The sequence below is a fragment of the Streptomyces sp. NPDC042259 genome (genome assembly GCF_055582085.1).
This window is the reverse complement of sequence record NZ_JBVJDW010000018.1, coordinates 60408-82962: the sequence shown is the minus strand read 5'-3', so window position 1 is coordinate 82962 and position 22555 is coordinate 60408. Positions and strand designations below refer to the sequence as shown.

15 protein-coding genes and 1 pseudogene are annotated in these 22555 nt (G+C 73.7%); 6 read left to right on the top strand and 10 right to left on the bottom strand.

Annotation, left to right across the window (positions count from 1 at the left end):
- Positions 1–161: 161 nt before the first annotated feature.
- From ACZ6MA_RS32195 to glpK, 3 genes are all read left to right on the top strand, one after another.
- The gene (locus tag ACZ6MA_RS32195; RefSeq protein ID WP_469438259.1) at positions 162–2624 is read left to right on the top strand and encodes a glycoside hydrolase family 31 protein; all 2463 of its coding nucleotides are present in this window, start codon (positions 162–164) and stop codon (positions 2622–2624) included.
- 220 nt (positions 2625–2844) lie between these two features.
- Positions 2845–3642: a M15 family metallopeptidase gene (locus ACZ6MA_RS32190; protein ID WP_469438258.1), complete on the top strand. Its 798-nt coding sequence runs from the start codon at positions 2845–2847 to the stop codon at positions 3640–3642.
- Between the two features lie 56 nt (positions 3643–3698).
- Positions 3699–5198, top strand: a complete 1500-nt coding sequence (gene glpK, locus ACZ6MA_RS32185) for a glycerol kinase GlpK (RefSeq protein ID WP_469438256.1) — start codon at positions 3699–3701, stop codon at positions 5196–5198.
- Positions 5199–5451: 253 nt separating this feature from the next.
- On the opposite strand, the gene ACZ6MA_RS32180 is transcribed toward glpK, so the two are convergent.
- The 4 genes from ACZ6MA_RS32180 to ACZ6MA_RS32165 form a co-directional block, all read right to left on the bottom strand.
- Complete coding sequence (locus ACZ6MA_RS32180; RefSeq protein ID WP_469438254.1) at positions 5452–6063, bottom strand: GTP-binding protein; 612 nt, start codon at positions 6061–6063, stop codon at positions 5452–5454.
- Positions 6064–6169: 106 nt separating this feature from the next.
- Positions 6170–6655, bottom strand: a complete 486-nt coding sequence (locus ACZ6MA_RS32175; RefSeq protein ID WP_469438252.1) for a DUF742 domain-containing protein — start codon at positions 6653–6655, stop codon at positions 6170–6172.
- 8 nt (positions 6656–6663) lie between these two features.
- Entirely contained in the window at positions 6664–7125 is a 462-nt protein-coding gene (locus ACZ6MA_RS32170) for a roadblock/LC7 domain-containing protein (RefSeq protein ID WP_469438250.1), read from the bottom strand.
- Entirely contained in the window at positions 7122–9770 is a 2649-nt protein-coding gene (locus tag ACZ6MA_RS32165; RefSeq protein WP_469438249.1) for a nitrate- and nitrite sensing domain-containing protein, read from the bottom strand. Before ACZ6MA_RS32165 ends, ACZ6MA_RS32170 begins: the two co-directional genes overlap by 4 nt.
- 400 nt (positions 9771–10170) lie before the next feature.
- Here ACZ6MA_RS32165 and ACZ6MA_RS32160 point away from each other — a divergent pair.
- From ACZ6MA_RS32160 to ACZ6MA_RS32150, 3 genes and pseudogenes are all read left to right on the top strand, one after another.
- Positions 10171–10506, top strand: a pseudogene (locus ACZ6MA_RS32160) (hypothetical protein); the annotation flags it as partial.
- A gap of 112 nt (positions 10507–10618) precedes the next feature.
- Positions 10619–11752 (top strand): L-histidine N(alpha)-methyltransferase, encoded by a 1134-nt coding sequence (locus ACZ6MA_RS32155; protein WP_469438247.1) that lies wholly within the window; start codon positions 10619–10621, stop codon positions 11750–11752.
- Between the two features lie 9 nt (positions 11753–11761).
- Entirely contained in the window at positions 11762–12439 is a 678-nt protein-coding gene (locus ACZ6MA_RS32150; RefSeq protein WP_469438245.1) for a hypothetical protein, read from the top strand.
- 142 nt (positions 12440–12581) lie between these two features.
- Here ACZ6MA_RS32150 and ACZ6MA_RS32145 read toward each other — a convergent pair whose 3' ends face one another.
- The 6 genes from ACZ6MA_RS32145 to ACZ6MA_RS32120 form a co-directional block, all read right to left on the bottom strand.
- On the bottom strand, positions 12582–17252 hold the full coding sequence (locus ACZ6MA_RS32145) for a coiled-coil domain-containing protein (RefSeq protein WP_469438243.1): 4671 nt from the start codon (positions 17250–17252) through the stop codon (positions 12582–12584).
- Between the two features lie 80 nt (positions 17253–17332).
- Positions 17333–18244 (bottom strand): hypothetical protein, encoded by a 912-nt coding sequence (locus tag ACZ6MA_RS32140; protein WP_469438242.1) that lies wholly within the window; start codon positions 18242–18244, stop codon positions 17333–17335.
- Positions 18245–18469: 225 nt separating this feature from the next.
- On the bottom strand, positions 18470–19993 hold the full coding sequence (locus tag ACZ6MA_RS32135; protein WP_469438240.1) for a hypothetical protein: 1524 nt from the start codon (positions 19991–19993) through the stop codon (positions 18470–18472).
- A 78-nt stretch (positions 19994–20071) separates the two neighbouring features.
- Complete coding sequence (gene pcp / locus ACZ6MA_RS32130; RefSeq protein WP_469438238.1) at positions 20072–20716, bottom strand: pyroglutamyl-peptidase I; 645 nt, start codon at positions 20714–20716, stop codon at positions 20072–20074.
- A 70-nt stretch (positions 20717–20786) separates the two neighbouring features.
- Positions 20787–21755 carry a DUF979 domain-containing protein gene (locus ACZ6MA_RS32125; protein WP_469438237.1) on the bottom strand — a complete coding sequence of 323 codons (969 nt, stop codon included), beginning with the start codon at positions 21753–21755 and terminating at the stop codon, positions 20787–20789.
- The gene (locus ACZ6MA_RS32120) at positions 21752–22462 is read right to left on the bottom strand and encodes a DUF969 domain-containing protein (protein WP_469438235.1); all 711 of its coding nucleotides are present in this window, start codon (positions 22460–22462) and stop codon (positions 21752–21754) included. The genes ACZ6MA_RS32125 and ACZ6MA_RS32120 overlap by 4 nt, the downstream gene beginning before the upstream one ends.
- Positions 22463–22555 lie beyond the last annotated feature (93 nt).

The following is a 22555-nucleotide window of genomic DNA, read 5'->3' as shown; positions in this document are numbered from 1 at the left end:
GCTGACCAGGACGATGCCATGTGATCGACTCCTGCACCAGGGTTCGGCGGCCCATCTCACGCCGCGGTGGCACCGGCGCGGTCCGCGGTGGGTGATCGGTGCGGGTGAACGGGAGTTGAACGGGCCGCGCGCCCGGTGTCGGCGGTGGCAGGGTGATCTGCATGGATGCGCGTGAGCTGGTGCGGTCGGTGAGGTCGGTGGCGGCGGTGCGGACGGTGGGGTCCGCGCGGGGTCTGCGGTCGGTGAGGTCGGCGTGGCGGCGGTGGCGCGCGGATGCGGTGGAGCTGCCGCCGCCCGGGGCGGGGCGGGCGCGGGTGCCCGGTGAGGCGGTGGGTGCCGAGCCGCAGCCGGGTGGTGGGGTGGTGCGGTTCGCGCGGTCGTCGTTGCGGGTGCGGGTGGCGGTGGGCGGGGCGGTGTTCTGCGGCTGGGACGGGGCGGCTCCGGAGCCGTCGTACGCGCTGGCGGGGGCGTGTCCGGAGGCGGACGAGCGGGCGGTGCTGGAGCCGGACACCGACGGCGGCTGGCGGGTGGTGTCCGAGCGGGTGCTGGTGGTGGTGTCCAGGCGCGGGGTGGTGGAGGTGCGGACTCCGGGCGGGGTGATGCTGCGGCGTGATCTGCCGCCGCGGTGGTGGGAGCCGGTGCCGGTCGCTCTGCGGGGTCCTGCGGCAGCCGGTGGCTCGCTCCGGGCGGGCCCGCTGCCCGGCTCGTCCGCGGCTGCTTCCGGCCGCGATCCCGGCGGCGCGGTGGGTTCCCGGTGGGTGCAGCGCTCGGAGGTGGCGGCGGACGCCCGGTTCTTCGGTCTCGGGGGCCGGGCGGCGGGGCCGCGGCTGCGGACCGGTTCGTACCGGCTGTGGAACACCGACCCGGGGGGCGCTTTCGAGCCGGGTGACGATCCGCTGTACGTGACGATGCCGGTGCAGTTGGTGGTGGCGGACGCGGGGACGCATTTGGTGTTTCACGACAATTCGTGGGACGGGCGGGTCACCTTGTGGGAGGGCGAGGAGGGCGAGGGGTCCGGGCACGACCGGCCGGGCCGTGGTGAGCTGCGGATGGACGGCGGCCCGGTGCGTTATTGGGTGATGGCGGGCACGCCCGCGCGGGTGCTGCACGCGTGGGCGGCGCTCACCGGCGCCCCGGCGCTGCCGCCGTCGTGGGCGCTGGGCCACCATCACGCGCGGTGGGGTTTCGGCAGTGAGCGTGAGGTGCGGCGGGTGGTGGCCGGTTACCGGGAGCGGGGGCTGCCGCTGTCGGCGTTGCACCTGGACATCGACCACTACTGGGGGCATCGCGTCTTCACCGTGGACCGGGAGCGGTTTCCGGATCTGCCGGGGTTGGCGGCCGACCTGCGGGAGCAGGGGGTCCGGCTGGTGTCGATCGTGGATCCGGTGGTGAAGGCCGAGCCGGGTCTCGCGGAGTACGACAGCGGGGTGGCGGCTGGTGCCTTCGTACGGGACGGGCGGGGCCGGGAGGTGCGCGGTGAGCTGTGGCCGGGCGAGTCGGTCTTCCCGGATTTCACGGATCCGGGGGTGCGCGCGTGGTGGGGCGGGCTGTACGCGGAGCGGCTGGCGCAGGGGTTCTCCGGGGTGTGGCACGACATGAACGAGCCGGTGTCGTTCGCGGCGTTCGGTGATCCGACGCTGCCGCGCTCGGCCCGGCACGCGCTGGAGGGCCGGGGTGGTGATCACCGCGAGGCGCACAACGTGTACGGGCTCGCGATGGCCCGGGCGGGGTACGAGGGGCTGTGCGCACTGCGGCCCCGGGAGCGGCCGTTCCTCTTCTCCCGTTCGGGCTGGGCGGGGATGCAGCGTTACGGCGGCACGTGGTCGGGTGATGTGACGACGGGGTGGCCGGGGCTGCGGGCGTCGCTGGCGCTGGTGCTGGGACTGGGGTTGTGCGGGGTGCCGTACTCGGGGCCGGACATCGGGGGGTTCACGGGTTCGCCGTCGCCGGAGTTGTATCTGCGCTGGTTCCAGCTGGGTTCGTATCTGCCGTTGTTCCGTACGCACGCGGCCATCGGGGCGGGGCGGCGGGAGCCGTGGGAGTTCGGTGGGCTGATCCTCGGCCACGCGTCGGTGGCGCTGCGGGAGCGGATGCGGCTGCTGCCGTACTTCGTGACGCTGGCGCATCTGGCGCGGCGTACCGGGGCGCCGTATGTGCGGCCCGTGTGGTGGCGCTCGCCGGAGGACCGGGCGCTGCGGGACTGCGAGGACGCGTTCCTGCTGGGCGATTCGCTGCTGGTGGCGCCGGTGCTGGAGCAGGGCGCGGACCGGCGGGCGGTGCGGCTGCCGCGGGGGCGCTGGTACGACACGGCCACGGGCCGGGCGCACGAGGGTCCGGGGCAGGTGCTGCTGGACGCTCCGCTGTCCCGGATTCCGGTGCTGGCGCGGGCGGGTTCGGTGGTGCCGGTCGCGGGCGCGGACGGGCGGGTGGAGCTGGAGGTGTGGGCGCCGGCGCCGGGCCGCACGGGCGGCGGTGTGCTGATCGAGGACGCGGGTGACGGCTGGGAGGAGCCGGAGGCGGTGCGTTTCTCGACGCGGGCGCGGGATGGGGTGGTGACGGTGGAGCAGGAGGGTGCGGAGGTGGTGGCGTACCGGGTGCGTGTGCGCGGGGGCGCTGGGCGCTAGCCTGTCCGCGGGCCGCGGGCCGCGGGCCGCGGGGCGCCGCGCTCCGCCGCTGCGCGGCGGTGTCCTCAAACGCCGGACGGGCTTGATGTGTGGCTGAGCTCAGCCGCACAGCAACCCGTCCGGCGTTTGAGGACACCGCCCACGGGGCGCCCGCCGCCGCAGTACGTTGGCCTTCCCTGCCCCTTCCGCGCGTCTCCTCCACGCTGGTTATCTGGACCGCATGTCCGGACTCTCCGCCCTGTTGCGTGCTCTCGTCGCTCCCGTCGCCGCTGTCGTCGCCCTCGCGTCCGCGCCCTTGGCCCAGGCGCAGCCGGAACCGCGGCCGCCGAAGGAGTTCGTGGCGCTCTCCGACGTCGATCCGACGATCCTCCAGGAGATGCGCTACTTCACCCCGCACAACTTCACCGGCCACCGCGTCGACGGCTATCGCCGGCCGCTGTGTCTGCTCACCCGGCCCGCCGCCGAGGCCCTGCGCCGGGCTCAGCGGTCGTTGCTGCGCCGGGGTTACGGCCTCAAGGTCTACGACTGCTACCGGCCGCAGCGCGCGGTCGACGACTTCGTGGCGTGGGCGAAGGACCTCGACGACGTGCGGATGCGGGACGAGTTCTATCCCCGCGTGGCGAAGTCGCGGCTGTTCCTGGACGGCTACATCGCCGAGAAGTCCGGTCACAGCAGGGGCAGCACCCTGGATCTGACGATCGTGAGACTGCCGACCGTGCCGACCCGCCCGTACGTCCCCGGGGAGCGGCTGGTGCCCTGTTACGCGCCGAAGGAGCGGCGCTTCCCCGACAACTCCGTCGACATGGGCACCGGGTACGACTGCTTCGACACGCTGTCGCACACCGCGGATCCGCGCGTCACGGGTGTGCGGAGGGCGAACCGGATGCTGCTCAAGTCCACGATGGAGGAGGCAGGTTTCGCCAATCTCGCCGAGGAGTGGTGGCACTACACCTACCGCGCGGAGCCGTTCCCGGACACCTATTTCGACTTCCCCGTCTCCCGCCGCTCCCTGCCTTGACGCTCCGTCACGTCGGGTGAACACTGCCCGTTCGGACCACCGAGTCAGGAGATGCCATGACGGACTCGTACGTCGCCGCGATCGATCAGGGCACCACCTCCAGCCGCTGCATCGTCTTCGACCGGGCGGGTGCGATCGTCGCCGTCGAGCAGCGTGAGCACCGCCAGATCTTTCCCCGGCCGGGCTGGGTGGAGCACGACGCGGCGGAGATCTGGACGAAGGTGCAGGCGGTGGTGGCGGGGGCGCTGGCCCGGGCGGGGCTGCGGGCCGACGAGCTGAGCGCGCTGGGCATCACCAACCAGCGCGAGACGACGGTGCTGTGGGACCGCACCACGGGCAAGCCCGTCCACAACGCCGTCGTGTGGCAGGACACCCGTACGTCGGCGCTCTGTCACGAGCTGGGCGGTACGGCCGGGCAGGACCGGTTCCGGGAGGCCACCGGTCTGCCGTTGGCCAGTTACTTCTCCGGGCCCAAGGTCGCCTGGCTGCTGGACGGGGTGCCGGGGCTGCGCCGGCGGGCGGAGAACGGTGAGATCGCGTTCGGCACCGTGGACTCGTGGCTGATCTGGAATCTGACGGGCGGCACGGACGGCGGCGTGCACGTCACGGACGTCACCAACGCCTCGCGCACGATGCTCATGAACCTCAAAACCCTCCAATGGGATCCCGCGATCCTGGCCGCGATGAACATCCCGGAGGCGGTGCTGCCGGAGATCCGGTCGTCCTCGGAGGTGTACGGGCATGCCGTCGGGCGGCTCGCCGGGGTGCCGGTGGCGTCGGCGCTCGGTGATCAGCAGGCGGCGGTCTTCGGGCAGACCTGCTTCGGGGTGGGCGAGGCCAAGAACACCTACGGCACGGGCAGTTTCCTGCTGCTGAACACCGGAGAGCGGCCCGTCGCGTCGAAACACGGGCTGCTGACGACCGTGGGGTACCGGCTCGGTGACCGGCCGCCGGTCTACTGCCTGGAGGGGTCGATCGCCGTGACCGGCTCGCTGGTGCAGTGGTTCCGCGACCAGTTGGGGCTGATCCGTTCCGCCGACGAGATCGAGCCGTTGGCGGCGAGCGTGCCGGACAACGGCGGTGCGTATGTGGTCCCCGCGTTCTCGGGCCTGTACGCGCCGTACTGGCGCTCCGACGCCCGTGGGGTGATCACCGGGCTGACGGGATACGTCACGAAGGCGCATCTGGCGCGGGCGGTGCTGGAGGCGACGAGCTGGCAGACGCGTGAGGTCGTGGACGCGATGTATCAGGACTCGGGGGTGCGGATCACCTCGCTCAAGGTGGACGGCGGCATGACGGCCAACGGTCTGCTGATGCAGCATCAGGCCGATGTGCTGGGGGTGCCGGTGATCCGTCCGGTGATCTCGGAGACGACCTGTCTGGGCGCGGCGTACGCGGCGGGGCTCGCCACGGGTGTCTGGCGGGACCTCGACGAGCTGCGGTCGCACTGGCGGCGTGCCGCCGAGTGGACGCCTCGGCTGGAGGCGTCGGTGCGGGAGGAAGAGTACCGGCATTGGCGCCGGGCCGTGGAGCGGAGTTTTGGCTGGGCCGTTTAGCCTGCGGCTCGCTCGGGACGGCGGTTCTTTGGCTGCGGCTCGCTCGGGACGGCGGGTCTTTGGCTGCCGCTCGCCTGCCGGCGGGTCTTTGGCTGCGGCTCGCCTGCCGGCGGTTCTTTGGCTGCGGGCCGGTCTCGCCGCCTGCGGCGGCAGGGCGCCCTGCGGGCGCGTCCTCAATCGCCGGACGGGCTGGATTCGGCTGGGCTTGGCCCTTTGGCTGCGGGCCGCCTGCGCCCGCCGGGCGGCGACGGATTTACACCGCCGCCGCCCGGCGGCGTGCCGTGCTCGTGGTCATGGCGTGTTCGACTACGGAGATCAGGACCCGCTTGGCGGAGTCGCGCTCGCGGGCGTCGCACATCACGACGGGGACCTCGGGGTCCAGGTCGAGGGCTTCGCGGACGGTTTCCTCCGGGTAGCGGACGGCGCCGTCGAAGACGTTGACGGCGAGGGTGAAGGGGATGCCGCGCCGCTCGAAGTAGTCGACGGCGGCGAAGCAGTCGGCGAGCCTCCGGGTGTCCGCGAGGACGACCGCGCCGAGCGCGCCCTGTGCCAGTTCGTCCCACAGGAACCAGAAGCGGTCCTGGCCGGGGGTGCCGAAGAGGTAGAGCACCAGGTCGTCGCGGAGGGTGATGCGGCCGAAGTCCATGGCGACGGTGGTGGTGCGTTTGCCTTCGACGCCGTGGGTGTCGTCGACGGGGCGGCCCGCCTCGGTGAGGACCTCCTCGGTGCGCAGGGGCCTGATCTCGCTCACCGCGCCCACGAGCGTGGTCTTCCCCACCCCGAAACCGCCCGCGACCAGGAGTTTGAGGGTCACCGGATCGCTGGCGGACCGTATGCGGCCCCGGTCGGAGCGCCTGAACACCATGGTCTGTTCCTCCTCTTCAGGTTCAGTGCGGTATCGCGCTCCCCCGTGGATGTGATCGTTCCGCACGGACCACCGCCCCCACAAGTCCTCAGGGGCGGCGGTGGGGTCACAGTGCCCGCAGTCCGTCGATGACTTCGCGCAGCACGCTCTCGTCGGGCAGTTCCGCCGGGGGGACCGGCCGGGAGACCCGGACCAGCTCGGCGTCGATCAGGTCTCCGACGAGGACCCGGACCACACCGACCGGCAGATCGAGCCCGGCCGACAGTTCGGCGATGGACTGCGGTGCGTCGCGGCTGAGGTCGACGATGTCGAGGTGTTCCGGGGACAGCGTCTGGTCGGCGATGGCGTGCGCGCCGCCGGGGTGGTCGGCCAGGCTCTCGTCGGCGACGACGACCGCGATCAGGTCGAGCTTGGCCTCGGCGGCGCTGCGGGTGCGCCCCCGGGTCATCGCGTACGGGCGTACGACGGGGCCCGCCGCGTCGTCGTACCAGCGGGCGGCGGGCTCCCCCGCCCCGGGCCGTGGCCGGGCGGGGGCGGGGGGCCCGGGGGGTGTCGGTGCGCCCCGGGCGGAGGCGGTGCCGTCTCCGGTCATGCCGGCCGTCACTCGTCGGCGGCCACGCCGGTCCGCGGAGCGGTGCCCAGGTGTGCGCCCACACGCTTGACGAGCAGCGTCATCTCGTAGGCGACCAGCCCGATGTCGGACTCCGCGTCCGCGAGCACGGCCAGGCAGCTGCCGTCGCCGGCGGCGGTGACGAACAGGAAGGCCTCGTCCAGCTCGACCATGGTCTGGCGGACGTCGCCGGCGTCGAAGTGCCGGCCCACGCCCTTGGCGAGGCTGTGGAAGCCGGAGGCGACGGCGGCCAGATGTTCGCCGTCCTCGCGGGTGAGGCCCTTCGAAGTGCCGGTGGGCAGGCCGTCGCCGGAGAGGACGAGGGCCTTGCTGATGCTGCCGACGCGCTCGACCAGGTCGTCGAGGAGCCAGCTCAGCTCTCCCGTGCCGGTCGGTGATCCGCTGCTCCGCCCGGTCGGTGCGGTGCGTATCGCGGCCTTCGGTGCGGTCATCGACCGTCCCCCTCAGATGTTGTTCCTGGTGCTGCTGTTCCCGGTGGGTTCGCCTCATTCTCCTCCCGGCCGCGTTGCCAACCGCGCTGGAGGGCGGCCATCTTGGCCCGTACCTCGTCGGCGTCGCGCGGGGGGCGGGGGTCGGCGGGTGGCGGGGCGGGGCCGGGCCGGTCCTGCGGGCCGTCCTTCAACTGGGGTGCGAGGCTGGCCTGTCGTACGCGCCGGGGCAGTCCGCCGGTCGGCGTCCGCTCCTCGTCCGGCTCACCGGCGGTGTCCTTGGCGGGCTCGCGCGTCACGTCCGGCGGACCGTCCGGGTCGGTGTCGTCGAGGCGCCGCCCGTGGTCGGTGACCAGGACGGGGGGCCTGCGGCGGGGCAGCGGGGCGGGTGCGTCGTTCGCCTGGTGGTGCTGCTCGGCACCGGGGTCCTTGGCCGGAGGAGTCCCGGGGGCCGCTTTGGCGTGGTGCGGGATGGGCCAGCCGTTCTCGCCGTCGTGCCAGCTCTCGTCCGCCTCGTCGTCGAAGAGGGAGAGCGGTGGTTCGAGTTCGACCGGCAGGTTCTTCCGGGCCGCCCAGCCCCGCACGGGACGGTCGTCCGGGTCCGGGAGGGCCGGGGGCACGGGGGCCAGTGGTGGGCGGCGGGTGAGCGGGGGTGTCCCACCCCGCTCGGCGGACGCCTTGGGCGGGGCGGCGTGTGCGCCGGTGTCCTCGCCGCGCGCCCGGCCCCTGCCCGGCCCGCCCGCTCCGGGGCCCGCCGCCGTCTCGGCGAGCAGCGTGGTGGGGATGAAGACGACGGCGGTCGTGCCGCCGTAGGGGGAGGACTGGAGGGAGACCCGTACGCCTTGGCGCTGGGCGAGCCGGCTGACCACGAACAGGCCGAGGCGGTCGGTGTCGGAGAGTTCGAACTCGGGGGTCTCCGCGAGCCGGAGGTTGGCCTCCAGCATGGCGTCGGGGGCCATGCCGAGGCCCCGGTCGTGGATTTCGAGGGTGAAGCCGTTGGCGACCCGCTCGCCGACGACCTGGACCGCGGTGTGCGGCGGTGAGAAGACGGTGGCGTTCTCCAGGAGTTCGGCGAGGAGGTGGGTGAGGTCGGCGACGGCGGGGCCGTGGACGGCCAGCCGGGGCAGCCGGCGTACCTCGACGCGCTTGTAGTCCTCGACCTCGCCGACCGCGGCCCGGACGACGTCCATCAGCTGGATGGGTTTGCGCCACTGCCGGGAGGGGGCCGCGCCGGAGAGGATGACGAGGCCCTCGGCGTGGCGGCGCATGCGGGTGGTGAGGTGGTCGAGGCGGAAGAGGTCGGCGAGTTCGTCGGTGTCCTCGGTGCGGCGTTCCATGGTGTCGAGGAGCGTCAGCTGGCGGTGCAGCAGGACCTGGCTGCGACGGGCGAGGTTGACGAAGACGTCGGAGACGCCGCGGCGCATGTCGGCCTGTTTCACCGCGGCTTCGACGGCGGCGCGCTGGAGGGTGTTGAGGGCCTGGCCGACCTGGCCGAGTTCGTCGGCGCCGTATTCGAGGCGGGGGGCCTCGGTCTCGATGTCGACCGTCTCGCCGGCGGCGAGGCGGCGCATCACGCTGGGCAGCCGGATGCCGGAGACCTCGTGGGCGTCCTTGCGCAGCCGGCCGAGGTCCCGTACCAGACCGCGGCCGATCTTGAAGGAGACGACGAGGGAGCAGACGAGGGCGGCGAGGCCCAGGACGCCCGCGGCGGCGGCCTTGCAGAGGACGCCGACAGCGACGGGCTCGACGCGGTCCGCGTAGCGGTTGCTGGCGTCGATGCCCATCCGGCCGAGGTCGTCGAGGACGGGGCCGATGGTGTTCTGCCAGCGCTGGGGGTTGACGGTGTGGGTGGCCCGGGAGGCGCCCGCGAGGATCACGGCGTCCTCGGCGGTGCGCAGCGCCTGGGCGTTGGCGCCGCGCCAGTAGTCCTCGTAGATCTTCTGGTCGGTGACGGGGAGGAGGGGCAGGTTGTTGTTGTAGAGGACCCGGCGTTCGGCGACGTGGTCGGAGAAGGCGCGCAGGTCCTGGCGGCTCATGCTGCCCGCGGCGAACGCGGCGGCGAGCAGGGCGTCCTCGCGGGAGACGGCCTCGCGGGCCCGGGTGATCCCGACCAGGGCGCGGCCCTCGCGGTCCAGGTCGTCGTCCTGGACCGCGCTCAGACTGCCGAGGAAGGCGTAGTAGGGCTCGATGAGGTCGTTGTAGGCCTGGAAGGCGCCGTACCGGGAGACGGTGTTGTCATCGACCTTGCGGCGGATGGTCTCGATGGTCTCCAGGCTCTTCTCGATGGCGGTGAAGCGGGCCCGGGCGGTGTCGTCCACCTCGTCGCGGACGCCGTCGGCGGCGCCGGAGCGGAAGGTGGCGACCATCCGGTCGGTGGTGCGCTGCCGCTGGCGCAGGGCGGCCTGGGCGTCGGAGCGGCGCGGGTCGGCGAGGTGGACGAGGGCCTGGCGGCGTTCCTGTTGCAGGGCGCGCACCAGGTCGTCGGCGGGGTAACCGATTTTGCGCATCGCGTCGGCGACGCCGAGCAATTGCATCGCCTCGCTGCCCGTGATCACGGTGGCGAAGGCCCACAGCGCGGTCAGGGACACCAGTGGCACCAGCAGCAACGCCACGATCTTCCGGCGGATCGACTTCCCGCGAAAGCGCATGGCCTCCCCTACGTGAACCCCGGCGCGCGGGGGTGGTGTTCCGACGGATAACGCGGCGTGAGCCTACTACTGCGCTGCGCTGTGCTCGAAGACCAGTGCGGCCGTCGAACCGGCTGCGGCGGTCCGGGCGTCATCAGTTGTCCGATGATTCCCGACTTTCCCCCACGCCGCGGTGGCCCGGGGGCCGCTTCCGGTGGGTCGCCCAACCGGCCGAACTGGCTGGAATTACCCTCCCCACGGGAACCATCGGGCCTGGTCGATCGCTCTTCGAAGGGGCGTGCCGGAGGGGACGACGACGGCGTCACACCCGATTCCCCCACTGTTGGAATGCTTTTGGATCGTTTTGGAATCCTTTTGGAAGTGGCCCGGACGGGGCAGCCAATGGGGGAGGTGAGCCGTCATGAACCAGGATCGCGACATCCGGTCGTACCCGCGCAGGCCGTTGTGGGTGGAGGAGCCCGCCAAGCGGCCGAGAATGCCCGATCCGGTCCGTGACTCCGCGGTACGCGCGGTGCTCCTCATCGCGGTGACGCTGGTGCAGGCCATCGTGGCGACGCTGTTCGCCCTCGCCGGTTCCTGGCTCGCGCTGCCCGCGCTGCTCAGTGCGGTGGCGAGCGTGGTGGCCGCGACGTGGGGGGTGCTGGATGTGTGGGTGACCCGGCAGGTGTGGCGTCAGCGCCATGGTGTGGTGTCGGTGCCCAGCAGTTCGGCGCGCGCGATGCGCCGAGCACGCCGACCACGCTTCCCCTGATCGTCAACGGGCGGGTAGTTTCGTGAGTTGACGGTGCGTCGGCCGTGCGCGGCGGCCGGCCGGAGGGGGCGTCACGATGTCGGATCGGGAACAGGCAGTGCGTCGGATTCCGTCCATTCTCGGGGACCCGGGCTGGACGGTGTGCCTGGTCGGCGAAGAGCAGTCGGGCAAGCTCGCGCAGGTGACCGCGGGGCTGCGGCACGGGCCGGATCCGAGCGGCTCGGGCAAGCGCATCACCTCCGGCTTCTCCTATTGGGGGCTGGAGTCGACGGTGGCGTGGGCCCACGCGTGCAACGACCTGTACTACCCGGTGATGCGGGAGAGCATCGGCTCGTTCAGCCGCCGCTGGCGCGCGATGACCCAGACGCTGCCCGAGGGTCCGCTGCACTATGTGAGCCTGGGGCCGGGCACCGGCCAGAAGGACCAGGCGCTGCTGAGATACCTCGACAGCCGGGGCCGCTCGGGCTGCTACATCCCCGTCGACGTGAGCGCCGAGATGCTGCGGCTGGCCCAGCGCGAGGCGCTGGAGCATCTGCACGTGCCGCCCGCCGATGTGCTGCCGGTGCAGCTGGACTTCTCGATGCCCGCCAATCTCGACCGGCTGTGCACCCTGATCCGGCACGCGGTGGGCGACGAGCCGGTCCTGTACTCCCTGCTGGGCAACACGCTCGCCAACTTCGACAACGACACCCAGCTGCTGGCCCTGCTCGCCGAGAAGCTGCTGCGCCCGCAGGACCGCTTTCTGCTGGAGGTGGCCAGCACGGCAGGGCAGGACGAGGCGGCGGCGCACGCGGCGGCACACGAATACGAGAACAGCCCGCGCTTCAGGGAGTTCGTGACCAGCGCCCTGATGCAGTACACCGACCTCCAGATCGACATGAACAGCCTCACCTGCGAGGGGCTGGTCGAGGACGACCGGGCGCTGAAGATCAAGGTCGTGTACCGCAACCGCACGGGCGGCCCGCTGGAGCTGACGCTGCCCGACCGCAGCACGGTGCCGTTCCCCGACCAGGACACCATCCGGCTGCTGCTCAGCCGCAAATACACCCCGGCCGGGCTGGAGAAGATGCTCGTGGACGCGCGGGTGACGAAGGTGGGCGAGACCCACGACGTCGGGCAGGCCGCCTTCGACCGGCCCGCGTTCGGGCTGGCGTTGCTGATGCTCCAGTGCGCCGACGCGCCGCCCGTGCCGGGGCGGCGGCCCGCCGGGCCCAATCCGTTCCGCGACTGACGGCCCGCGATGCGACGCCCGGAAGGACGACCGGCGGAGATCGTCAGCCGGTTCAGCCGGCAGTTCTTCGCCGCCGCCACGATCTCCTGTCTGCTGTTCGCGCTCGGTACGTGCGTGTGGTGGCTGACCGTCGCCGCGGACCCGGGCAGCCGCTTCGAGCCCGTGGCCTCCGGCCTCGCCCTCGTCGCGGCCATCACCGGGGTGTACGCGGAGCGGCGGGCGGCCGCGCGGGAGCGGCGCGCGCAGGCACTGTGCGCGCTCGCCGACGAGCTGGTGAAGAACACCGAGCTGCTGACCGGGGAGAGCTTCCTGCCCCAGGACCCGCTGGCCCCGCGGGCCCGGGTCTATCCGCGGCTCGTGCAGTCCGCGACGGACGCGGCGCTGGTGTCCGGGGCGTTCTCCGAGGCGGGGCACGACGAGCTGATCGCGCTGCTGCACCGCTGGCGGGACGCGGTGCACGACTTCAACCGCCGGCTCGACCTCGCCGAACTGCGGACGTACGTCAGCCAGGTGCCCGCGGAGGAGCTGCTGGCGATCGACGAGGCGATGCGTAGGCCCGGCGGGCAGCTCGACGGGTTGTGCCGGCTGCGGGACGAGGTGGAGCGGTTGCTGCGCGGGCGTTACGGCCGGTACCCGGGGGCCGCCGCGCGGCTGGGGCGGCTGCCTCTGCCTCTGCCTGATGCGTAGGCCTGGCCGGCGGAGCGTTGGCCACGGGCCGGTCTTTGCCGCCTGCGGCGGCGGGCGCCCTGCGGGCGCGTCCTCAATCGCCGGACGGGCTTGATCGAGCCCGTCCGGCGATTGAGGACAACAGCGCACCGCCGGCCAGGCGTTACGCGTTGGTTCGCGCCGGTTCCTCCGTCGGGCGGCGGTACATGCGGGTCGCGGTGATCTCGCCGTGGACCGGTTCGGCGTCCGGGTCCTGCTGGGGCAGGCCGGGGCGCAGGTGTTCCTCGACGCTGATGTACTTCAGTCCCGCGCGCAGGTCCGCGTCGTTGCGCAACCGGATGACGAGCGGGAACTCCGCCAGGGCCGTGGTGTCGAAGAGGCCGGTGGTGTAGAGGAGCTGCACGCCGAGCGCGTCGGCGACCGCCCGCTGGAGCTCCAGCAGATAGGTGGCGTTGGCGCGGCCGATCGGGTTGTCGAGGAACAGCGTGCCCGCGTGCCGCTGCTTGTCGCGGCCGCGGTCGTTGCTGCGCAGGGCGGCCATGGTGCAGTACAGGGCGATGGCCGCGGTCAGCAGCTGGCCGCCGGAGAACACGTCGCCCATCTGCCGGACCGGCACCCGCTCGGCGCGCAGCACGGCGTCCGGCTTGAGGATCTCCACGGCCACCCCGCGCGGCAGCAGCGCCGCCTGGACGCCCCGCAGCAGCAGGGACATGCCGTCGCGGCGCAGGTCGGAGTTCTTCTTGACGGCCGAGCTGGTCGCCTCGTCGATGACCTCGCCGAGTCGCTCGGTGAGGGTGGACTGGTCCGGGTCCTCGAAGCGGATGCGCAGGAACTCCTGGCCCGACCACTCCCCCAGGCCCTCGGGCAGCCGGGAGAGGCGCTGCGCGGAGCGCAGTGTGGTGAGCGAGGACTCGACCAGGCCGCGCAGCCGGTCGACGATGCTGTCGCGGTTGCGTTCCAGCTGCTCCAGCTCGTCGGTCAGTACCCGCAGCCGGGGCGCGAAGGCCTCCGCCCAGGCGAGGGCGTGCTCCGGCAGGGCGGCGGCGGGCAGCTCGCGGATCTGCTGGCGGGCGGGGGTGCGCACCTGCTCGTAGCGGGTGGAGTTGGCGTGCCGCACGAGGACGTCACTGGCCTCGCGGACGGCGGACTCGGCGGCCGACAGCTCGCCCGCGCAGCCGCGCAGGGAGCGGCGGGCCTCCGCGGCGGCCTGCCGGGCCTCCTCCAGGGTCCCGGTGTACGGCTCGGGCTGCTCGCCGTCGTCGTCGGGGGTGTTGTCGCGGAGCAGGTCGCGCAGGAGGGCGGCGGTGTCGTCGAAGCCGGTGGCGGCGTCCTCGGCGGCGCGGTGGGAGCGCAGCAGGTCGCCGTGGGCGGTGCGGGCGCGTTCCAGGGCGTCGGTGCCGGCGGCGAGTTCGGCCGTGGCGGTGCGCAGCAGTTCCTTGGCCCGGTCGGCGTCGGCGGGTACCAGTTCGGCGGGCAGTTCGGTGTGCGTGTCGCCGTCGGCGGGGGCAAGCCGCTCGGCCTCGCCGCGCAGCCGGCCGAGCTGTTCGCTGGCGGTGGAGGCGCGGGTCTCCAGCATCTGCACGAGGGCTTCGGCGCGGGCCGCCGCGGCCTGCCGGGACGGGCCGTCGGCGCCGTCGGTGCCTTCGAGGAGCTGGGCGGCGCGGGTGCGGACCTTGTTGGTGAGGCGGTCGAGTTCGGCGCGGGCGGCGCTCTCGTCGCTTTCGGCGCGGGCCTGTTCGGCGCGCAGGTCGGCGCCGACGCCGACCTTCTCGTAGAGCTGCGAGGCGGCGCGGTGCGCTTCCCGCAGGGCGGGCAGCGAGGCGGTGGGGGCCGGGGCGTCGGCCGCGACCTCGTCGGGGGCGCCGGCGATCTCGGCGCGCTCGGCGCGCAGCGCGCGGGCCGTGCGGCGGGCGTCGTCGGCGGCGCGCTGGGCGGCGCGGCGGTCCTCGTCGGCGGCGCGTGCGCGGTCCACGCAGACCGCCGCCCGCTCCTCGGCCTCGGTGGCCTCCTCGGCGAGTTCGCGCAGCCGGGACTGCCAGGCGGCACGCTCGCGCAGCCGGTAGGCGAGTCCGGCGAGGGCGTCGGCGACCCGGCGGGCGCGCTGGGCGGTCTCCTGCCGTTCGTCGCGTACCCGGGCGGCTTCGGCGGCGTTCTCGTCGGCCTCGGCGCGGGCGACGCGGAGTTCGGCCAGCTCCTCCTGGGCGTCGTCGGCGGCGGTGCGGGCCCGCTCGGCCTCGGCGGCCAGCTCGGCGAGCCGTCCGGCCGGGCAGCCGGCGCGCCAGGACGCCAGCCGGGCGGCGAGCGTGCGGTCGCCGGCCAGCCGTGCCGCTATGGCCCGGATCTCCTCGTCCCGGGCGGCGGCCCGGGCGCGCAGGGCGTGCCGTTCGTCGTCGGCGGCCCGCTCGTCGTGCATGGCGGGGTTCGGGGGCACGAGAAAGACGCCGGGGGCGGAGCCGTCGTTCGTCTCCGGCTCGGGTGCCGGGGCGAGCAGGGCGGCGGTGGTGCCGACGGCCACGGCGGAGCGGGGCAGCAGCGAGGCCTGGCCGAGTACGTCCCGGGCCCGGGCGTGGGCGTCCGGGTCGGTGATGACGACGCCGTCGACGAGTTCGGGCCGGGCCGCGAGGACGGTGGCGTGCTCGGCCGGGTCGACGGCCTGGGCGAGGTAGCGCCAGCCGGGCAGCGCGGGGATGCCGTGCTCGCCGAGGTATTCGACGGTGGCGAGGACGTCGGGGCTGGGCGGGAGCAGTCCGCCGTCACCGAGCGCGCCGAGGATGCGGGAGTCGTCGGCGGCGGCGGTGCGCAGGTCGAACATCTGCCGTTCGGAGGCGGCGACGCTCGCGTCGAGCATTTCCCGCAGCGCGTCGGCGTTGCGGTCCAGCTCCTCGGCCGTCAGGGGGCCGTCCGCCGTGCGGCGGGCGGCGGGCGGCGCGGTGGTGTCGGCGGGGGCGGTGCCGGAGCGCGGTCCGGGTACCTGTCCGGCGGCCGTCGGCTGGGGCAGGCCCAGGAGTTCGACGATGCGCTGGTCGGCGCCGAGGGACTCGGCGGCGCGGCGCTCGGCGTCGTAGGCGGACTCCGCCGCCGTGGCGGCGTCGGCGGCGCGGGCGGCGGACAGCTCGGTGCGGGCCTGGGCGGCGGCGGCCTCCTTGGCGCGCTCGGCTGCCTGGCGGGCGGCTTCGCGGGCGCTCTCGTAGGCGGCGGCCGCGGGCTTCTCGGCGTCGCTGGCGGCGAGCGCGGCCCTGGCCGGGTCGGCGTCGGGGGCGGTGTCGTCGAGCCAGCCGGCGCGGACGGCCTCGGCGGTCTCCTGCTCGACCTCGGCGAGCCGCTGGCGCAGGTGGCCGGCCTCGCTGCGGGCGCGCTGGGCCTCGGTGGCGGCGGAGGTGGCGTCGCGGTGGGCGGCCTCGCTCGTCTCCTGGAGGGCGGCCGAGCGTTCCTCCTCCTCGTTGGCGACGCGCTCGCCTTCCTCGGCGGCGGTGTTGAGGGCCCGGACGAGTTCGGTGGCGGCCTGGGCGCGGGCGGCCAGCGCGGGGGCCGCGTCCCGCTCGGCCTCCTGGATGGCGGCGGCGACGCGCGCGGAGCGGTCGGCGGCGGCCCGGTGGCGCAGGACGGTCTCGGCGGCCTGCCAGGCGGAGTGCAGGGTGCGGGCGTCGAGGAGTTCGCGGCGCTGGGCGGCGGCGGCCTTCTCGGCGGCGGCGAGCGCCAGCGAGGCGTGCCGGTAGGCCAGCTCGGCGGCGACCAGGGAGCGGCGGCCGCGTTCGGTCTCGGCGTCGGTGACGCCCTGCGCGGCGGCGGCGACCCGCTCGGCCAGCTCGGCGGTACGGCCGCGTTCCTCGGCGCCGCGCGCGGAGAGCCGGCGGGCGAGGACACGGGTGCGGCGTTCGGCCCCGGTGTGCACGCCGCGCGCCTGCTCGCGCAGGGCGGCGGAGTCGGCGATCCGGGTCAGCAGATCCAGTGAGCCGGCCGTGAAGTCCCGTTCGGCGGTCAGCTCGGCGCGGCGGCCCAGTTTGTGGGCGAAGCCGTGCACGAGGTCGGCGAGGCCGTCGGTGTCGCGGGTGTCGGTGACGGCGCGCAGCAGCAGGTCGGTGAAGTCCGAGTCGTTCTTGACGGCGAAGAGGCCGGCGGCCTCGCCCTCGTCGGCGTTCATCTCGCGCTGGTAGCGGAAGAGTTCGGGGTCCAGGCCCAGCTCGCCGAGGTGCTCGTTCCAGCGCTCGTGGATCTCCTCCCACACCACGTCGAGGTGCGGGTAGGCCTTGCCGGCCTCGGTGAGGGCGTCGCGGAAGCCCTTCATGGTGCGGCGCCGGCCGCGGGCGCCGGAGCCGCCGTCGGTGCCGCCGCGCATGGCGGTGGACTCGGCGACGGGCAGCGAGTCGAGGCTCAGGCCGGGGCCGGGCCGGAAGGAGTACCAGGCCTCGGCGAACTTCCGGGGGTCGCCCGAGACCTGGCGGCCGCGCCACTCGCTGACCTTGCCGACGACCACGGACTCGCCGGTGAGGACGTGGCTCCACTCCAGGGCGACGTGACCGCAGTCGTCGGCGAGGAGGAACTTGCGGAGCACGCCGGAGCTGGCGCCGCCCAGGGTGTTGCGGTGGCCCGGCAGCATCACCGAGAAGATCAGCTTGAGGAGGACGGACTTGCCGCCGCCGTTCTCCAGGAAGAGCACGCCCGCGGGCGCGGGGCGGCGCGGCGGGCCCACGGGCTCGTCCTCGAAGAACTCCGCCTGCGCGGGCGCGGGGTGGGGCACCGGCGCGCCGACGCTCCGCAGGTCCAGCACGGTGTCGGCGTACCGCGCACCGGCGGGCCCGATGGAGTAGAGGCGGACCCGGGACAGCTCGTACATGGCGGACTCTCGTTGTCGTGACGGGCGGTGGTCAGGAAGCGGTGGGGGGCTGTGTCGTTCCGCGTCGGCGCGCGGGGGCGCTACTTGTTCTCGAACTCGTTCTCGAAGAACGGCAGTCCGGCGTCCGCGACGAGGTCGAGGGCGTCGGCGTCGTCGGGCGGCAGCAGCGTGGCGCTGCCGTCGCCGACGGGTACGACGCCCAGTTCCAGCAGCTCGGCCATGGCGGCGCTGCCCGCCATGTCGCGGACCTGGAGCTGGTAGCGGGGCGTGGTGCGGTAGGCGCCGCCGGCGTCGTCGCCGGTGCGCTGGAGGAAGCCGGAGTCGACGAGGAAGGCGACGGCCTTGGCGATGATGCCGGTGGTGGAGCCCGCGAGGCGGCGGGCGTCCTTGGTGGCGCCGGTCGCGCTGCGTCGCGCGTACACCCGCCAGGCGGCTTCGAGGCCGGGGGCGTCGGTGGTGGGGTCGGTGTTCTCGCCCTGTTCGGCGGCCTTCTCCTCCAGCCGGCGGCAGGCCTGGCGGACGAACGCGTCGATGCCGTTGACGGTGACGCGGCCGATGTAACCGTCGTCGGCGAGGTCCTCGGGGCGCGGGAAGGCCATGGCGGCGACCGCGAGGTGGGCGAGGCCGTGCAGGAACCGGTCGGCGGAGTCGGCGGTGGCGCGGCGGGCGTAGTCGCCCATCCGGACGGCGAAGACGGAGTCCTCGGCGGCGGTGACGGCCATGCCCGCCCGGGTGGACACCTCCAGCACGACGAGCCCGAGCCCGGCGGCCACGGCGTCCGCGAGCCGTGCGAAGGCGGGGTCGTCACGGTGGCGGCGCAGCAGTTCGGCGTACTCGGCGTCGCGGGCGGGCAGCAGCTTGGGCTGGAGCCCGAAGGCGATGAGCCGTGCGGCGTCGGCGGCGTCGGCGGGGGTGACGCTGCCACTACCGCGTACCGGTTCCGTGTCAGCTGCGTCGGGCTGCGCCGGGTCCTCGGCGTCGTACTCAGTCACGGTCGGTGCTCCTGCTGGGGGTTTCATGGGTCGTGGTCGGTTCGGCACCGCCGGGCCGCGCCGCGGTGGTGGCTCGCCGTGGCGGCGGGAGTTCTTCCCCGGTCCCGCCCCTTCCCGTCAGCGGGGGGCATGCCCCCGGGAAACCGGGAGCGCCTCCCAGCGGTGGCCGGGAGAAGGGCAGGACCGTGGTGTCTCCATCCGCCACGGCGGGAAGCCGCACGGCACTCACGACGCCTCCGCGCGGTCGGCCGCCATGCCCGCCGCGTCCAGGAGGGCCTTGCCGACGATGAGGTCGGCACCGCCGAACTCGATGTCGTCGAGCGGGGTGCCGTCGTCGACGGCGAACAGCAGGGTCTGTTCGCCCTGGCGGTAGGCGGTGCCGACGGAGGGGCTCGCGGCGTGGACGGCCAGCAGGGCGACGAGGTAGGGCAGGTCCGGGTCGCGGCGGCGGGCGTCGGCCAGGAGGCCGGAGAGGCGGCGGGGCGCGTCGGCCGGCAGGTCGAGCAGTTCCATCGCGCTCGCGAGCTGCTCCTCGCTGAAGCGGCTGTCGTCCGGGGTCGCGATGAGGTCGGGCTCGGGCATCTCCGCGCCGAGGTGCTCGCGCTCGGCGGGCGGCGTCAGCAGCATCTCCACCAGGTCGCCCACCCGGACCGACACCGGGGTGCGCAGACCGGTGCCATGGGTGAAGAAGGCGTCGGTGACGCGGCCGGCCCGCTCGAGCGGGAGCGGCAGGACGGGGGCGAGGAGCTGCCCGTACAGGTCGAGGCCGGCGCGGGCGGCGGGGGGTGCGAAGGCCTGCCGGTCCTGTTCGGCGCGGAAGAGGGGGCCGGCTTCCAGCAGCCGGGACTGCAGCTGGGTGTGGCGGCGGATGCAGTCCTTGACGATGTCGACCAGCTCGGCGGCGCGCCGCTTGTTCTCGGGCTCCTCGGCCTCGTCGCGCGCCTTGCGGATGTTGGTGAGGATCGCGTTCTCGTGGCGGTAGCGGTCGGCGACGTGGTCGAGCGCCTCGGCGATCATGTCGGGGACGGCGCGCAGCCAGTCCACGGCCCGGACGTTGCGGCGGGTGGCGTCGAGGGTCTTGCGGAGGGTCTCCGCGTACTGCACGGTGCGGTAGCGGGCCTGCTCCGCGGCGAGCTGGGCGTCGGCGAGCCGGCCCCGGCTGATGAGAACCTCCAGCTTCACCTCGGCGGCGATCTGCGCGCTGGTGACGTCGGTGTCGAGGGCGCCGACGAGCACGTTGACGGCCTCGTCGGTGGTGCGCAGGAAGACGGTGCCGCCGGGGCCGGGCACTTCCTCGATGAGCTTGAAGTCGTAGTCGCGCCGGACGTACGCGCCGTCGGTGCCGAAGGTGCCGTAGACGGCCCGGAAGCCGCGGTCGACACTGCCGACGTTGATGAGGTTCTCCAGCACCCAGCGGGCGACGCGCTCGTGCTCGGCGGCGGTCCGGCGCGGTTCCTGGGCGGCGACGCGCGGCAGCAGTCTGGCCACTATCTGCTCGTGGTCGGCGCCGGTGTCGAAGTCCATGTTGAGCGTGACCAGGTCGATGGCGGCCAGGGCCACCTCCGCCATCGCGTAGCCGCCGTACTCGCCGGCCAGGTTGGCCTTGCGGACGTCCAGGTCGTGCAGCGGGGCGGTGCAGGCGAGCGCCCGCAGCCGGCGGGCCAGGCCCTCGTCGGCGGCCGGACCCGGGGCCGGTCGCGTCGGCCCGTTGAGCTGGGGCGGAACGGCCGCCGGGGCTGGAGAAGTCACGTCGCACAGAGTAGGCGCTCACCCCGACAACGGACGAAACGGCACGGGCGCGGGGGCCGGGCGCCGGGGCCCGCGCGGTCAGTGTGTGGCGCCGCCCACAGCCCGGACGTCCTCGGTCCGGTGCGCGGCGGTGATCACGATCATACGCAGCGCCTCGGCGACGGTGGCCACGGGGAGTGACGGCAGGGCCCGGCCGGTGACCTGTTCCGGCGCGTACGGCACGTGGACGAACCCGCCCCGCAGACCGGGGCGTTCGGTCGCGGCGAGGTGCATGAGCGCGTAGAAGACGTGGTTGCAGACGAAGGTGCCGGCGGTCTGGGAGACGGAGGCGGGCAGTCCCGCGTCGCGGACGGCGGCGACGCACGCCTTGACGGGGAGGGTGGCGAAATAGGCGGCCGGGCCGCCGGGGACGACGGGTTCGTCGACGGGCCGGGCGCCCAGATTGTCGGGGATGACGGCGTCGTCGATGTTGACGGCGACGCGCTCGACGGTCAGGTCGGGGCGGCCGCCGGCCTGGCCGACGCAGACGACGAGGTCGGGCCCGGTCTCCCGGACGGCGTCGTACAGGGCGTCGATGGCGTCGCCGAAGACGCAGGGCAGTTGGGCGGCGTGCACGTCGATCCCCTGGGGCGGGTCGACGGCGACGGCGCGTACGGCCTGCCAGGAGGGGTTGAGGCTTTCGCCGCCGAAGGGTTCGAAACCGGTCAGCAGTACCCGGGTCATCGCGGGGCGCTCCCTGGAGGACAAGTGACGCCATAAGGCGCCATATGACGTCAGACGATGTCGTAAAGGGTTAAAAGGCGAAGACGGCCATGATGACGATATTGCAGCCGAGCAGGACGACCGCGGTGGGCAGTTGAGCCTTGATGGGACCGTACTGGTCCTTGAGTTCCAGCAGGGCGGCCGGCACGACGTTGTAGTTCGCGGCCATGGGCGTCACCAGCGTGCCGCAGAAGCCCGCGAGCATGCCGACGGCGAGGACCGCGGAGGCGTTGCCGTGCGCCTGCTCCACCAGCACCGGCCAGCCGACCGCCGCGGTCATGACGGGGAACGCGGCGAAACCGTTGCCCATGACGATGGTGAAGAGGAACATCCCCACGCAGTAGACGACGACCGCGACGAGGACCGAGCCGTCCGGCAGGACGGCGGTGGTGATCCGGCGGACCTGGTCGCCGACGCCCGCGACGGAGAAGATCGAGCCGAGGGTGGCGAGCAGCTGCGGCAGCAGCATCGCCCAGCCCATCGACTCCAGCATCGAGCGTCCGGCGTGCACGGGCACGGTGATCCGCCGCTCGCGCAGCATCACCATCCCCACGGCGAGGGCGGCGAGGGCACCGATGCCGAGTCCGAGGATGGTCTCGCTGCCCTTCTGCAGGACGGGTTCGCCTCCCAGGGAGAGCTTCTTGACGCCGACCGCGCAGACCAGGGCCACGGCGGGGATGGTGAGGGCGGGCACGAACAGCCTGCCGCCGAACCGCAGCGCGCTCGCCGCCCGCTCCTCGGGCGTCGTCGTACGGGCCACCCCGCGCCCGGTGAAGCCGAAGCCCGCGAGAGCGGCCATGGCGAGGACGGCGGCGCCCAGCGGCTCGGGCGGCGCCGACTTGTCGACGACCCAGGTGCTGTAGACGAAGCCGAGGCCGATCAGCCCCCAGAAGGCGGCGGTGCCCAGCCGCTTGGGGTTGCTGCGGTCGGCGAGCATCTGCGCGGCCATCACCAGGAAGATGCCGCCGACGAGCCAGTAGAACCACTCTGCCTTGATCACTTGGCGGCCTTCCGGTCGGGGGTCTCGCACGCGTCGGCTCCGGCGGCCGAGGCGGCCAGGGTCCGGTCCAGGCGCAGCAGCCGCCAGCCGTGGACGGCGAGGGCGCACAGGGCGGTGGGGACGGCCCACAGCGCGAGCTGCAGCGGTTCGAGGTGGGTGTGGTAGGTGGTGTTCACGAACCCGGTGATGAGCAGGATCGAGCCGACGGCCAGGAAGACGTCCTCGCCGAAGAAGAGCCCGACGTTGTCGGCGCTGGCGGCGAAGGAGCGCACCTTCTCCCGGGCCTTGTCGGGCAGCGGCCCGTGGCGCCGTTCGGCCGCGCCCTCGGCCATGGGGGCGGCGAGCGGGCGCACGGTCTGGGCGTGTCCGAAGACGCTGATGAGGCCGAGTGCCGCGGTGAGCTGCCGGAGCAGCAGGTAGAGGGCCAGGAAGCGGCCGGTGGTGAGCCCGGCGAAGCGGGTGATCAGCCGCCGGGCCTGTTCCTGGAGTCCGTAGCGCTCCAGGAGGCCGATGACGGGAAGCGTGATCACGAAGATCGTCACGGCCCGGCTGGAGGCGAAGCCGGTGCCGAAGGCGGCCAGCACCTGCCGCGGCGAGAGCCCGCCGAGCAGCCCGGTGGCGATGCCCGCGACACCGACGACCAGCAGGGGGTTGCGCCTCGTGGCGAAGCCGATCACGACCACGAGGACGCCCAGGAGAACGAGCATGGGCCTTGCCTTCCGCGTTCCCGGACCTCACTCGATCGGGTGAGGTGACTGGCGAGGAGGCTAAGATATTGTTCAACAATCCTCAAGAGGTTT